Source organism: Bacillus sp. FSL K6-1338 (genome assembly GCF_038006965.1).
GTDB classification, from domain to species: domain Bacteria; phylum Bacillota; class Bacilli; order Bacillales; family Bacillaceae_G; genus Bacillus_A; species Bacillus_A thuringiensis_S.
On record NZ_JBBOWI010000002.1, the window covers coordinates 174,905 to 189,801 of the forward strand.

Below are 14,897 nucleotides of genomic sequence, written 5' to 3' on the forward strand. Positions count from 1 at the left end.
AAAATCTTATGGGAAATTGTTTTGAAGTTGTATAATTAAACTTAATAACATAATATACAAATTTTTTATAAAATAATATTGCTTGAAGGAAGTTTAAGGTATAAACTAAAGGTATTAGAAAAAAGGTTTAGTTATATAAAGTGCAGAAGAAATTACAGTTTTATATGGAGGGAATTATGAAAAATATTATTGTGGAAAAGGATAATTTAAATAATAAATGTACCGAATGTGGAGCTACACTAGAATACAATGATGAATGGGATGATATGTTTGATAGATATGATCAGACTACTCCAAATTTTGATATGGTTACTAATCGATTATATCAAGATGGGATACCTAAGTATAAATGTACTAAATGTAAAGTGGCTTTCTTAGTAGCTCATCGATAGTCTTCTATTATGTTTTGATAAATTAAAAATTTCAAATTTTATTTGTTAAAACAAACTAATAATTTTTCTTTATAATTTAGTTTAAATATAAAAAGGCATGTTTTAAGCAAGCATACTTAAAATATGCTTTTTTTGTTCATCTGATACAATAATTAAGCTTTTTCAAATTTTGTTAATAAGTTTAAACGGGGCTAAAGGATGAGGGATGAATGTTGCTGTTTTGGAAAAATAAATATTCATATAAAAAATATATATGTAATTTATAAGGAGTGTTATCTTTGGAAGAGGAAAATAAACTTTGGCTTTTAAAAAAAGAAAATTGGTGGATTTTTTTGGGGATTTTAGTGATTGCTGTAGCGATTGCTACACCTTTTGCAATTCTTTATAAGTTAGGATGGAAATTTGATTATGAGCAATTCAATAAATTGGGAGTAGTTGGAGATTTTTTTGGGGGCACGACAGTCGGACTGTTTACTTTAGCGTCAATTATGTTTGTAATTGCTGCAATAGTAATGCAAAAAAAAGAGTTAGCCTTACAAAGAATAGAATTACAATTAACTCGAGATGAATTTAGTATTGGTAATAATACAGCTAAAGTTCAGCAAATAGATAATGCCTTTTTTAATATGCTAACTTTACATCATCAAATTATAAACCATATCAGCACAGTAGAATTTGGGCGTAATATTACTGGACGAGAGGCAATTGTAAAATTTAAATCTATTTATGAAAATATGTTGCAGACTAAACAATATTCATGTGGGAATTTTAATACTTACGATGCAATTACTCAGGAAACTTTGGATGAAGTATATGGAAATTTTCATAATGAATATGGTAATAATGTTGGTCATTATATGAGAAATAACTATCGAATAGTAAAATTTATAGTAAATAATGTGGCAGAAAATGAGGAAGAACAACAAAAAATAAAGAAAAAAACAGGAAGAGAACCGATAATAGGTGATAGAAGGTATTATTTTGGAATGCTACGTGCTCAGTGGTCGAATGCAGAATTTGAATTGATACTAATTAATTCTCTATACTCCAAAAATTATAAGTTTAAAAAATTAATATTAGAATATGATGTATTAGATATATTAGAAACAAGTCAAAACAATAATACTTTGAAGCCTAAAATAAAACTTAAAGAAAGTATGCAAACATTTATAGCTTATGCAAGTTTGATTGAGGAGTAATAAAGTTAGTAAATTAATAGATGTTTTTTTGCTTTTTTTAAATAGACATTTAAGAACTTAATTAGGAGATTTTAAAGAGAAGTAGTTAAAGCGAAAATATTTTTGCTTTAACTACTTTTTAAATTAAGGATTTCTTAACAGTGAAAATAGAAGTTTAGTTATTTATTTGAAAATTCCGTCTGAATTTCTGGGTTGAAAATGATAAAGCCTCTATAGGTGAAGTGAATTCTTGGAAAAAATCTCATGGGAAATTATCAGAGTTAATTCAGATAACAGAGGGATTAGAAAATTTAAAAATTCTTGCGAAATATCAACTATTATCTAAACTTGAAAGCATAGATTGTATTCTAATAGGTACAAAGTAAGGTGTTTCTATATCACTTTTATTAGAAAAGAAACAAGGGTAAAACGTTAATCTAACTGCCAGCTCAAAAAAGTAGAAAATAAAGTAACTAGATATCTGTATCTCTAAGAGAATTAAGAAATTAATAAAAAACTTCATAGAATTTCTTATCATATAAATTTTGTTAATTGTAATTCTGATTTAGTTCGGCTCTATAAGAATAACTTTATAAATTGTATTGATTAGAATTCTAAATATGATTTTAGTAGGGAATTTTATATTTTGTTGACCTATAAAACATTTTAAGAGACATTTTGAAAAATGAATATCATCCACTTTCTCTAATTGGAGAACAGTAAAAAAAGTATAAATACAAATAGGTGATATGCTATAAATTCTTATACTATAAAAAACGGATATTTGTTAAAATACGAGTTTCAAGAAAGAATAGTATAGATGTAGTACTTTTAAGTCAACAGATCTTAGATTAGTAGTATTGTATATTGTTGATATTTATATATTGTATAAAATGATAACCTGTAGAACTAATTAGAAACCTACAAATGAAAGAATTAGAAGGTAGTATAAAAGAGATGGAATGTGGGCTTGCAGAAATATTATCTTTGTAGTAGATATCTTTTAGAGTCTACTACATATGTGATAAGATTTTTACACATAATTGTGAGAAATTCTTAAATCAAAGTCGAAATAAAGAAAGGTGTATAAAAATTCAAAAAAGGGTTCTTGTATGTTATAATTTGTTATCTGTATATATAATTTAAAGTGAAATGGGATTGATGTATTAAGCATTGTAACACCCTATCCACATTAAATTAAATACAAGTTTTTTACACTCAAAAAAGAGGAGATGTTAAATATGATATATATTTATCCAGATTATGAAGTTGCGGAAAGAGCTGGGGCAGCTGGTATGTTTCAAATAATAAGTATTCGAGAAGATGATTTGGATATAACAGATAAAGTAGATCAAGGTAAATTTTACCATACTGGTGATGAAGTTTTAAAAGATATAGGACTTAATCCTAAAAAAACTGATTGGGAGTTTGAGGGGTGACCTGTAAATAAGGTTTAGTAGATTTATAAAACTTAATCTAAATAATAAAAATTTTTAAGTGAAGAATAGAGTTCTCTATAATAGAAATGAAATTTTTAAGGGATGGTTACGACATTGAATTTGAGCCATCCTTTTTTATGATCTCAGATATATTCTTTTAGGTAACTAATGACCACGGTAACCTACTAAGAGTGGTTTTATACTTGCAGTAATCAAGGAGATTAGAATTATTATGCAAAGAAGAAAACATTTGATAGCATTTTAAAAATAGTTTGTATCAGAAGTAATAAGAACCGAAAATTAACCCCTAGTAGCTAGAAGGTATAACCTTAGTCTAAGCTTATTAAACAAAAGGGATAAAAGTTTTTCAAATTTATTAAGTAAGGAGTGTCATCTTCTGAAGTCAAACAACTAAAAGCGTAAAAGAGCATTGAAAAAGATTTAGAAATCGTTATCGTATGTGATGTACTAAAGAAGAAGAGCTTTCACTTATTAAAACGTTCGATTTAGTTCATAAATAGGCTGGAAAAAGGTTTCTCTTCTTTAAAAGGAAGTTACTTTGGAATCAATAATAAAGAGTAGTATGAATTGGGTGTAAGGATATTACGTAAAGATAACAAGGTAATAGATAGATATGAGAATCAAAAAATGTTCACTTAATATATAATATCAGATTTAGATACACAACAATAAATTTTAACATAGGTAGATGTTTTTTACATTTCAAAAGTTATTCTCTTTATACTGGAGCAGGGTAGTAAATCTTAATAACTTATTATATTTAATCCTTGCCAACGGCTAAACTTTTTAGGGTTTTTATGGTGAAACACGGAAATGTTTTGTTGGAGGTTGATAAACAATATAAATTCAATGCACTATAAAGTTAATAAAACTACTTTATTTTATTAAAGATCTTTAAATTAAATAATAAGACAAGATAAGTGAGGTAAATTTATGGCTCAAGTTTATGAGGAAGTATTACAGGGGGAGTTACTTAAGATTATTCAGTCTGGTCAGTTTTATGATAGTATTCAAGGAATTGAGGAAATTGATCGTCTCAATGAAAGGGATTATGACGAAGACCTTTTTCCAAAGTTTACTATTGACTATTTACTTAGACAGAAGGCATATAGGTCTGCAAAATTTATTCTACAAAGTTTAAAAGAAGGTTTTACAATAATAAATGGAAACAGTATTCGGAGCGTTTCTTTACAGAGCGGCGAATATTTAATGCCGGATTTTCTACTAGTTAATGATGAAACTCAGCAAGTAATCATTATAGAGTTGAAAAGAGAGAAAAATGCAGAGAGACAGACCGTAACTGAAATAACTGGATATGCTCATGAGGTGAAAAATCATTTACCTTTCCTAGCAGACTACAACTTTTCGTTTGTTATTGTTTCCACAGAATATAATACGCTCCTTCAGCATTCTGTTGGAAATTTGCTGTTAAATAATACTCATAAGGTGTTATGTTTAAATCCAGTAATTAAAGATAATAAAATTTCCTGTTTGGATATTGTGTTACCTAATTCATGGTCTGATCTAGATATTAATTATCTGGATAGAAACTTTTTCTTTGGAAAAGAATTACATATTCATTTTGAAAATGTTTCGCAGCCGCTAAGTTTATTAACAACAGCTATGGATTTGATTGTAAGGGATGGAGAGAGAAATCATTCCCACGGTTTTATATTGCTTTGCAAGTTAAAGGATAAGACTTATTCTTTAAAAATATATATTCTAAATCCTTATAATATATTTAAAAAATCGTTAGAGTTAAATATGACACCGAAAAATCAAGGAAATCCATTAGCACAATATATTTTAGGGGCCAATGGTGAGAAAGGATTAGAAAGAACTATAAGAAATTTGGCTGAACAGGGAATGCGCTATTTTGCCAAATACACAGAAACAAAAATTATTTGGGGAGATAATTCAGATTGGGAACATGATCGTCAAGAGGCAATGAGCACGGCTTTACCACTCTATATTGATAGTTGGGGAATTATAAATGAATTCACACATGAAATATTCTTGCATCCTGGTGCATCAGATCGTTTCGTTCCGGAAGCTTATCTTTATGAGAATAATTTCCATAATCCAGAGATTGGACTTCAAATCATTGATCAAATTACCAAAAATGATTTATTTGCTTTTGGGAAAATAAAATTGAATGATTTGTTCCACTTTGGTTCTATGTTAGGGATGTGTCAAAAGATATCAGATAGCTCGAAGCTTAACTTTGAAATGCTTGCTTTCTTGAATTGGTTGGTGATGGATCTTGCACACCCCTGTAAAGAAGTTGGTTTTAGATGCCAGGATTGTATTGAAGAATTATGTCCACCAAATCTTCAGTTAACCACCTATCCCGTTGATAGGATAAAAGAAAATGTTAGTAAAATTGAAGAATATATTAAATGGATGAATGGTGAGTTTTTAGAGGGAAACTCCAAAGTCTTTAAACAGTTTTTTAATTTGGGAGTTCAGTTTGGTTGGAGTCTTAACACAATATTAAAAAACAAGATTTTAAAAATACCGGAGGGGAATCTTACACCTATTTATGATCATCTTACAAAAATTATGAAACAAGAATTTAATAAAATTATAGAATTCTATTATGATGAGTTTCCTGCGAACTATCGAAATGCAATTTCTACATTTTTGGACACAAAAACCGGGAATAAGAATTTGTTATTGGAAAGTATACACAAGTTGAACTATTCGCAAGCTATTGAACGATTTGACCTTTTTTTAGATATAATGACTTTTATTACTGATGAAGTTTATCATGTTTTAAGGAATTCACCATTACAGAAGTCTGTAGATTGGGAATTTTTAAAGCAGAAAATTAATGAAATAAAAAGTACAGGTAATTTTGCATGTGGTATCTTAAGGGACAGTGCAGGAGTATTTAAGGTATTTGAGGATCGTAATAATGAACTAGTTTTGTTACATCTAATAAATACGAAAGAAAACGAAGTCATTTTCCTTGATGAGTCTGATTTGATACCTTTTGCAAAAAAAGTAACATGGGATTTTCTAGAGAAGGGTAATTATAAATGAAAATATACTTCATATGGATTATTGTATGGCAATAATGGAAAAATACTAAAGTAAGAATATAAAAATAAGTAGGATATGATGAAAGACCTATCAAAATATTTGATAAAACCAAAGGAGATATCGACAAATTAATAAGTCCTATATTTTAAGGGTTAGGTAAATTTAGGAATTTGTTGGTTCGTTTTGATGGGAATTTAAAGAATATTGAAACAGGAAACAAAGAAAGAAGTTTGAAGGATATTTAAAAGAGACTATAGATATTTAAAAAAGAGAATGGAATTATTTTTATAGATGTTAACTTACTTGAAGATTATATAATGCCAACATTAAGTTTTATTTAGGAATGTTCTATTTAAATTCTTTAATTGAAGAACATTTTAGAGAATAATTAAGAAGTATAAAAAGCTCCTTTATTTGTAGGAGCTTTGTTATATTAAATATACAAGTATCTTTGGTGAAATCTACAAATTTGAGGGTGTTTTTTTATTAGTAACTGTACTCATTGGATTTTGGGTGCATTGTTTTCTCAATGCCTTTAACTAAAACTTCTTCTTTAATTGCTTGGTAAATTCTTGTGAAGCTAGGAATTTCAACTAAACCCTTTCTTCCGTGAACTTTCTTATTCTTACATTCCTCAAGTAAATTATTTTTATTCAAATTAAATGGAAACTGATTGTAGCGGTTAAAACCATGTTTTAAAAGCAATTTAGCTCTCTTTTTTAATGAATTTAGAATTGTAGATAATAGCCATTTGTCAAGTTGTTTCATCTGCTCTTCATCATCAATTAATGGATAGAAACTCATAACCCCTTTGAAATTTAAACGTTTATAAGAGCCATTTAAATAATTTTTTAACATATATTCACTTAAATTACCGTATAAGTATCTCCTTATTTGCATTATTGCGGTAAAGAAGTGACTATCATTATTATTGCTTGGGATTTTTACAGACTGTAAAGGTGTTTTATTTAACGGTTGAATTAAATTCTTATATAATAGATAACTAATATGTTTTTTTATTTTGTTTACCGAATTTGGCTTAATACTAACGGTATCCCCAGAAAGTTGATAACCTAAAAATTCAATAGAGTTTTTATCTGAGTGAAGTTCAGAAGGCATTCCTTTTTTTGATAGTAGGCTTATTCCATGTGATTTATCAAAATTTATTTCAACACCTGTTTCTCTGGAGAAATCTTGCATAATATCGAATGATCTACAAATCTTCGTATAATCTTCTGACCATATAACAGTATCATCAGCATATCTTGCGAATCTAAGGCCTTCTAGCTCTAATTTTTTATCTAAACGCCAACAGGCAATATTTGCTAAGAATAAAGATATAGAAGTGCCTTGCGGAATACCTTTTGTAAAGTGATCAAGAAATACTTGTATTCCTGTTTTCTCAAATTCACTTACTAAAAATCCATTTTGATTAAGCTGCTCAATCAAATAATTATGATTAATTGAGCCGAAAAAATCCCTGAAATCAAACTCAGCAACAAACATTCTGGGATTAACCTTAATGTCTAATGCAATATCTTGAATAGCATAATGAACATTTCTATCGTTTCTATAGGCATAGGAAAAAGAGCTAAATCTATGTTTATTTTTGCTGAGTAATCTATTATAAAAATAATTAGATACTGCTTCGTCTGGAATTTGAAAAATATGTACAGGTCTAGTCTTATTACTGTTTTTCTTTGGGATTTGCTTTAAATATGGTTTAAATGGTTTATAAGTTCCATTGATTAACTTATTAAAAATAGATTTAGCGATTTGTTTCTGATGTTTTAAAACATAGAAAGGGTTATATTTCTTGTTAACTTTCCATTCTTCAGGAATTTTAATTTCTTTCTTTGGAGGATTTTTAATCCTTCTTTGTTCTCTCTTGCAGATTAATTCCAAGTTATTATGATATTTTTGGAATTCTTCAGCTTTACGAGTTGCTATTTGGTTTATGTGTAATTCTATATCTTCGAGTAGCATGTTTTGTTCCTCCTAAACAAAAAGCCTTGCTTATTGCAAGACTTCCCACGGAAACTATAATTAAAAGTAAGTTCTCACTTAGAACTAAGCATGAAGTAGCTTTGTTCTCCATTTTCGAATAAATCATTCGAATCAAATAGCCTCCGTTCGTCACCTGATGACATAATTTTAATTTATCATACTTTATATATTATGTAAATATTGGACTTTTACGATTATTATATTGAAACAGGAATTAATCCTTATTGCTGGTTAGGGTTTTGTAGTTACGTAGTGATTTTCATTTGGGAAATTTAGGGAATAAAATCTTTGGTGGGGAGGAAGTGAAGAATATACGATCTTTAAAGAGAAGGCTAGTGGAAGAAAGCATAGAGAGATTCAACTGAATCCTTGGGACAGTGCAAGAAGGTGACACTATTGTTGTTATTAAGTAGGGCAGTTTCGCAAGAAGTGCAAAGGATGCGTTAAGCATTAAATAACAAAGGTGTTTCTTTTATTGTCTTTAACATAAGTGGAGATCAGATTGATACAAGTATGGAAATTGGAAAATTAATGATTACTGTCTTATTTGGTATAGCTGAATTTGAGGCAGATATGATTAAAGAGAGGCAATTAGAGGACATTGAAGAAGCAAAGCACAGAGTTGTCTATAATGGAAGACCTAAGAAGTATACAGAGAATAACAGAGGTTTACAATATACCCTTGAACTATTCACAACAGAGCAATGAGTAAAATGACTGTTAAAGAGATTGAAGGAGCATTACAGAAAAACTTTGAGGCGAATGGGTTTATGAATGGTACATTAAGTGTGGAAATAGCAGATTAATTTTATTGAAGTGCTCTTAAACTAATCTGGAATATTAATATTTTTATAGATGGTTTTTTGTTAAAATTAATTGAATTTTTTTCTAGATAGATGATATGATTCATTAATTCATACAAAGAGTCTTTTTAGTATAAAAGGTAGTGCATATGAACTTATTCATACAACCATATTATAAAACTGTAGGCACCATAAAGGGTGTCTTTTCTTTTGAAATGGGAGTATTTAATTATATGTAACCATAACCGATGCACTCGAATTAGGACATCTACAAAAGGCAGAGTACATCTTAAAGATTGAGAAGTTATGGGGAGAATTTACAGAAGCAATTGGCGTAGTATGAAAATCTGTAAGAATGATGAAATACTTGGTGTAGCCTGTCCGAAAACGTCAATTCCTCAAATACCGAAGGGTACCGTTTAGCTTTTAATTTACATTCAAAAACCTAGATGCATCAAGCGTTTGATCAATTTTTTTCGATTTGTTATAAAGTAAAAATAATTAACAGTATGACATTGGATATATTATATAAAATGAGTGTTGACTACAAAAAAAAGCCCTACCGTAATCGGTAAGGGCGAAGCATTAATTACTAGATTTACCTTGGCAACATGTTCAGACACGTATATTTGAAAAGAACATGGTTGTTTACTCCGATGATTGGAAATACTATTCATTTGGAAAATTGTGAAACTCGTAATGCCACTGGAAGAATTTTGAATTATTAGAGTTCCACGACAGGAAAGTTTTTCCTTTTAAGTGTGCTAATCGTCTTGAAAGATCCTTCGTTATAATGTGCGAACTATTTTTATCCACAGTGACGATACGGCCGTCGTATCCTACACCTATATACCCTAGCTCAAAAAGTTTATCGCAACCGTTTAAAGTACACATTAGGGTGACGACATTATAGTCTTTTTTTTCCTCCAATGTACAAGTCGCTCTTTTTTTTATGTGACTGCAGACGAGTAAATCTGCACCCATAGTTTCTCCGCAGCACGCACATACACCAGTTGGACTATTATTAAGTAGGTGCTTTCGAAGGTGAAATTGTTCTAAGCGTCCTGTTTGATTTCGATTTACATCTAAGTCCCCGTTGAATTTTGTTAGCTCGTTTTCAAAGGCGAGTTTACTGATAGTGGGTTGGAACAAATTACTTTGTAAATCATAATAATTAAAGATTTTTGCGCTTTTTTCGTTATCTAACACGGTGAAAGATTGGATGAAGTCTTTGTTATAGCCAATGACTTTTGTTAATTCTTTTATATTTATTTCTTGTGGATTTAAATCTTGAATTAGGTATATCAACTCAAAAGGTTCTTTGCCCGTTTTTGTTTTCCATAGTTTTTCTGCTAATCCTTTACTCTCGATTTTATGTGTGATAACCCCTGAAAAATATGCCATCCTATCACCGCAAAATAACACAGTTGAGCCAGCTGTTATACGAAGGAATTTGCTTCTATTGAAAAGTGTTGTCCCCCAACAATGAAAACCGGATGATCCATACGTTTCGGAAATACCATCGAAGGTCTTTTGATCTACATAAGGTTCTAGAGTTTCAAGAGAGACTTTTCGATAGATAGTTTGCTGTAAGTTTGCTGATACGATTGTGTCAGCTCTTCGTGCAGGTTGCAATGTAACTGTTGGAAGACAAGCTTCGATGTTGGAATTTGCTTCTTTAATAATTTCTCTCTCTACTGAATTAAGTGTCTCTTCGTCAAAATCTTCTCCAAAATCTATGGGGGAGAGTTGTTTTCCGATGAATTGTACTCGTACTCCTAACATATTGGCAATAGTAGTTTGGTGGTCTTCGGGAATCGGTTTTCCTCTTATCCACTCACTAACGGTTTGCTCAGAAACTCCTACTGCATTTGCGATTTCTTTTCCTTTAATATTTTTTGTTGCAACGAGAAAATTGAAAACAGACATGTTAATCGCTCCCTTTTTTAGAAAAACTAATGGGTTGATTTTTTGCTTACGCATAATATACTAAATACATTACTAAGGAGTCAAGTATCAAGAATTTTTTTATATAACAAAGTTTTTAATGGGTTTATTTTATTTTATACTGATAGGTTGATTTTTATGTGGTTCTTTAGTGAAACGAGTTTAGTTAATAAAGGATTCAGTTTTATATTTGTTTGCTAGAATACATTTCGGGACACTGATGAGGTCGTCAAGATGTCAAAAAGTCCCTGCCTTAATTGGCAAGGACAATCAATTAATGTATACTTCCTTAGCTTTATAGGAGTTTTTAACCACTTGGGCAATTAACGTAATCCCTCACGCTCTAATAGCCTGTATAACGTTCCTGTACCGATTGAAAGCGTTTTGCAGATGTCTCGCACTGTGATTTACCTTCTTTGTACCATTGGATTGCCTGCGATGCCTTATGAGCCTTTTTACCACCTTCGATTAGTTCGACCTTATGCCCTTTGAACCTACCATTTGCCTTGGTGATTTCTATACATTCTTTTTGTCGTTGTTTAATCATGGAACGTTCGAATTGTACGAGTCCCGAGAATACAGTTAGTAGAAATTCATTCATCGGATTTTCACTTGATGTGTCTAACCACGTTTCTGTAACGGACTTAAAGCCCGCATTTTTTCTTTGATCCGCTCGATAATCTCCAGTAGATCTTTTGTTGAACGTGAGAGACTAACTGTTTTACAGTCGTCAGGCTTATAATTATGATTTTCAAATTGTACCTTCTCGTTTTTCATGAATACTACGTAGTTACAGATCACATCAGTCGTAAATGTATCGATATTTCTACTAAGACCTTTTTCGTGGAGGAAATACGTAAAGTATCGAAAGTTTTCCTTATATTGATGCAAAGTACGTTCAGCTCGACCTTCAGCAACCTTAGCATGTTAGAATTTCTCGAATAAGTCGTCAATCGTATGTGTCGTAAATGTTCCTAACTCTTTCTTTACACATTTTCCTTTACGCTTTTAAACTGTGCCTTCATTATTAAATGTCGTCAAAAGCGCCTTCTATTTCGTTTTTGAAAACGAGATGAGAGACGTATAACTATCCGTTGCAGCCGACCTCCACCGTGTTTAGCCGGCAACCGCCACCCTGCGTCAAGTCAGCGTTAAGTCAACCACATCAAACGTTAATCTGACGCGGCTTACGACCAATGTATGACCCAGGAGAGGCTCGAACTCACGACCTCCGTCCTGTCAAGGTGGCGCTCTCCCTGCTGAGCTACGGGAAAATGTTGACTTAAAGGGTTTTTTATTGGGGCATATAAACAAAATTCAAATGAAATAGAAATGGTTATTGTAAATTACGTGACCATTTTGTGAACACAAAATTATGTCCTTAATTAGCTGTACAATGGTTATTGATATTATTAGATTATTTGAGGATAAATGGAAATGAACTCGTATAGGAATCTATGTATTTAAAGGATAATATGGTATAATTAGCATGTTTTATTAGAAAAAATACGAACGTATATTCTTGTTTGGTAGGTAGAGGGGGAACAAATATGGATATAAAAAGGTGTGAGACTTGTGAAGAGTGGGGAGATAAACCTCATCAACATCTTCATATAGAAGAAGATATTGAAGGGTTACTTGAAACAAGCGAATTGAAACGCAGTCAAGCTACATTGGAGGCCGAAAAAGTAGATTTGTCAGAGGCGATTATTTATAGATATGTTTGGACACCAACCGATTTATTCAAGATGTCATCTAGCCAGTCTATAGCTTCTGTTGCGCATTGCCTATGTATAGACTGCATTAACTATAGTTTATCCTTTGTTCCTCATTACGGAGATGGGGCATATTGTACAACTAATGGACAACTTAAGAAAGAGAGTCCTAGAGTAGTGCATACCCATGGAATTGATATTAGAGGAATGAATTATCGAGTTTTAATGAGAATTAAAGATACTTCTAATTTTAAAAAGATAAAAAACACAGCAGGTGTGACTAGAAGTGTTCCTGTTGGGAAAAAACTACATAGAGGTGAGCTAGTATTTTCAGATAAACAAGCTATTAAAATTATTGGTTTTCAACAGTGGGATGGACAAGAGTGGAAAGACGTGTTATTAGATGATTTGAGAGGAGTGAGTTAATTGAGTATTAATGATATTATGTTTAACCCTTATGATGAAAATATATCAACAGAGATTGTAAATATAATTGAAGAATACTTAAGTGAAACTCATCCAAAAGTAGCGCTACAAGAATTGTCAGATAGGGTATTTTATGATAATTCAGTAGGCTGGAGAGAACCGTTATTAAGTATATTTCAAAAAAATAACAAATTAGCTAATCAAGTTCCTGCATATTACTATGAATTAATTCGAAATAACTGTGATGAATTTTTACCGCAATTTACATATCTTGTAACTTTTTTAATAGCTGAAAAGATATTACCAGTAGATGTTATCTCACATATGGTAGTAAAGAGTCTAAACAATAAAGAGGCCAAGTACATATTAATGGCATTTTTAGCTTCTTGGGATATCGAAATAGCTCTAGATTTAGATGCCCATTATGTAAAAGAAAATTTTGAACATATTATTTATTCAAGTCAATTAAAGATTAAAGAATTAATATTAAGTTCGTCTAGAAATGAATCTTACTTCAGTGTAATTGAAAATATGCTAATGGATGTGACTGTTCAGTACCATTTTAACCAAGAAATACAAAGAATAATAAGGTCTCAAAATAAAGTTGAATTAGAAGAATTAGACATTTTTCTGGAAAAATGTAACCGAAGTGAAAAAGAACAAATTATTGAATTTATAGCAGATTTAATCGAACTAAATACTATACAAAAGTTTTTAAAAGAATCTTGGAATTTTAATTTATTAGAACGATTATATAAAAACTTTGCTCTTAATGCAGAAGTAATGTCAAGTAGCCTAAAGGAAATTACTATCAATGCTTTGAACAGACTTAAAAGAAATTTGGATTCTGATTTTGCGATTGCTGCTAGACAAGAAATACATAAGTTGAAAGAAAATGATAAAAAATACATTACTAAAAGAGTTGGAGAATTATCAGAAGCGAAGATAACTCAATATAATGAGGTGTTTACTTCACCTGAAAACGGACAGTGGGATTGGAAAGATTATGCTAACCATGTAGTAAGATATTATAAGGAGAAACACCCAAATGAGGATGTTGTAAATGTAATTCAATTAGCTAAGGATTTAGGGCTGAAAACAATAATAAAGAAACTAGAAACTGAACAGTTTGATGCGTGCTTAGTGAGAGATTGTACATTAAAGGCCCCTGTAATTATTGTAAATTCCACAAAAAAATCAATAGGAAGAGTTAATTTCTCAATAGCACATGAGATAGCACATGCTATATTACCGCATCACGCACAAAATAACTTTTTCTGTTTTTTAGATGATGTAACTGAAACAAGTAAAATTAAGATGGATAAACAATTAGAAAGAGAAGCTAATAATTTTGCAGCATATATTCTTTTACCTTATAAACAATTCGTGGAAGATATTTCTCGTATGGATTTTACAATTAAAAATGTAAAGCGGTTAAGTAAAAAGTATAATGCTTCATGGGTTCTTGTAGCTAAAAAGTGGGTAGAATTAAGTAAGTTAGACATAGCTATGGTTTTCTCCGAAAAAGGAATTGTAGATTGGTGGACTCGTTCAGAAAGCTTTCCTTATTATAGGATTGAAGGTACTATTCATAAACAGTCCTCGGTATTTAGGGTGATTGAATTAGAGGGAAATAAGGTAAGTAGAAAGAATGTAACTTTTGATAAATGGTTCCAAGAAAAGTATCCAATATATAGGATTCAAGAGCAATCTTATAGTGTATTTGAGGATAAGATTTTAACATTAATCCAAATAATTGAAGAAGATTAAAGCAATGTTTTAAAAACTATTTTATATATTTTAGGTGAATACCAATCAGGTTATTGTAAAAGAGGATATTATATAGAAAGCATTCAAATTTTGGTATGAGGATAGTTAAAAGGTTCAATGATAATGCCATTGGACCTTTTATTTAATATGTTAT

At 30.5% G+C, this 14,897-nt stretch carries 11 protein-coding genes and 1 pseudogene; 7 read left to right on the top strand and 5 right to left on the bottom strand.

Annotated features, from left to right (window positions below; genetic code table 11):
• The first annotated feature begins 176 nt into the window (after positions 1-176).
• The 4 genes from NZ044_RS27930 (at position 177) to NZ044_RS27945 (ending at position 6,075) form a co-directional block, all read left to right on the top strand.
• Positions 177-392 carry a hypothetical protein gene (locus NZ044_RS27930; RefSeq protein ID WP_000789538.1) on the top strand — a complete coding sequence of 72 codons (216 nt, stop codon included), beginning with the start codon at positions 177-179 and terminating at the stop codon, positions 390-392.
• Between the two features lie 278 nt (positions 393-670).
• Positions 671-1,591: a putative phage abortive infection protein gene (locus NZ044_RS27935; RefSeq protein ID WP_223153430.1), complete on the top strand. Its 921-nt coding sequence runs from the start codon at positions 671-673 to the stop codon at positions 1,589-1,591.
• 1,220 nt (positions 1,592-2,811) lie between these two features.
• A complete protein-coding gene (locus NZ044_RS27940) occupies positions 2,812-3,009 on the top strand; it encodes a hypothetical protein (RefSeq protein WP_340950101.1) in 198 nt (65 codons plus the stop codon).
• 954 nt (positions 3,010-3,963) lie between these two features.
• Positions 3,964-6,075: a hypothetical protein gene (locus NZ044_RS27945; RefSeq protein ID WP_340950102.1), complete on the top strand. Its 2,112-nt coding sequence runs from the start codon at positions 3,964-3,966 to the stop codon at positions 6,073-6,075.
• Positions 6,076-6,561: 486 nt separating this feature from the next.
• Here the strand turns inward: NZ044_RS27945 and NZ044_RS27950 are convergent, their stop codons facing one another.
• Positions 6,562-8,061: a reverse transcriptase domain-containing protein gene (locus NZ044_RS27950; RefSeq protein WP_098349327.1), complete on the bottom strand. Its 1,500-nt coding sequence runs from the start codon at positions 8,059-8,061 to the stop codon at positions 6,562-6,564.
• Between the two features lie 522 nt (positions 8,062-8,583).
• On the opposite strand from NZ044_RS27950, the gene NZ044_RS27955 reads away from it, so the two are divergent.
• Positions 8,584-8,790, top strand: a complete 207-nt coding sequence (locus tag NZ044_RS27955; protein WP_240525056.1) for a recombinase family protein — start codon at positions 8,584-8,586, stop codon at positions 8,788-8,790.
• 764 nt (positions 8,791-9,554) lie between these two features.
• Here NZ044_RS27955 and NZ044_RS27960 read toward each other — a convergent pair.
• The 4 genes and pseudogenes from NZ044_RS27960 to NZ044_RS27975 all read right to left on the bottom strand — a co-directional run bounded on the left by NZ044_RS27960 (position 9,555) and on the right by NZ044_RS27975 (position 11,723).
• Complete coding sequence (locus NZ044_RS27960) at positions 9,555-10,868, bottom strand: helix-turn-helix transcriptional regulator (RefSeq protein WP_340950103.1); 1,314 nt, start codon at positions 10,866-10,868, stop codon at positions 9,555-9,557.
• Positions 10,869-11,175: 307 nt separating this feature from the next.
• Positions 11,176-11,379, bottom strand: coding sequence for a hypothetical protein (locus tag NZ044_RS27965; protein WP_340950104.1), 204 nt, complete (start codon positions 11,377-11,379; stop codon positions 11,176-11,178).
• A gap of 6 nt (positions 11,380-11,385) precedes the next feature.
• Positions 11,386-11,439: pseudogene (locus tag NZ044_RS27970) on the bottom strand (hypothetical protein); the annotation flags it as partial.
• Positions 11,440-11,453: 14 nt separating this feature from the next.
• Positions 11,454-11,723: a hypothetical protein gene (locus NZ044_RS27975; RefSeq protein ID WP_340950105.1), complete on the bottom strand. Its 270-nt coding sequence runs from the start codon at positions 11,721-11,723 to the stop codon at positions 11,454-11,456.
• Positions 11,724-12,382: 659 nt separating this feature from the next.
• Between NZ044_RS27975 and NZ044_RS27980 the strand changes: the two genes are divergently transcribed.
• Together NZ044_RS27980 and NZ044_RS27985 are read left to right on the top strand one after the other, a co-directional pair.
• A complete protein-coding gene (locus NZ044_RS27980; protein WP_322371745.1) occupies positions 12,383-12,973 on the top strand; it encodes a hypothetical protein in 591 nt (196 codons plus the stop codon).
• Entirely contained in the window at positions 12,974-14,743 is a 1,770-nt protein-coding gene (locus tag NZ044_RS27985; RefSeq protein ID WP_340950106.1) for an ImmA/IrrE family metallo-endopeptidase, read from the top strand. It begins immediately after the preceding gene.
• The last annotated feature ends 154 nt before the right edge of the window (positions 14,744-14,897 follow it).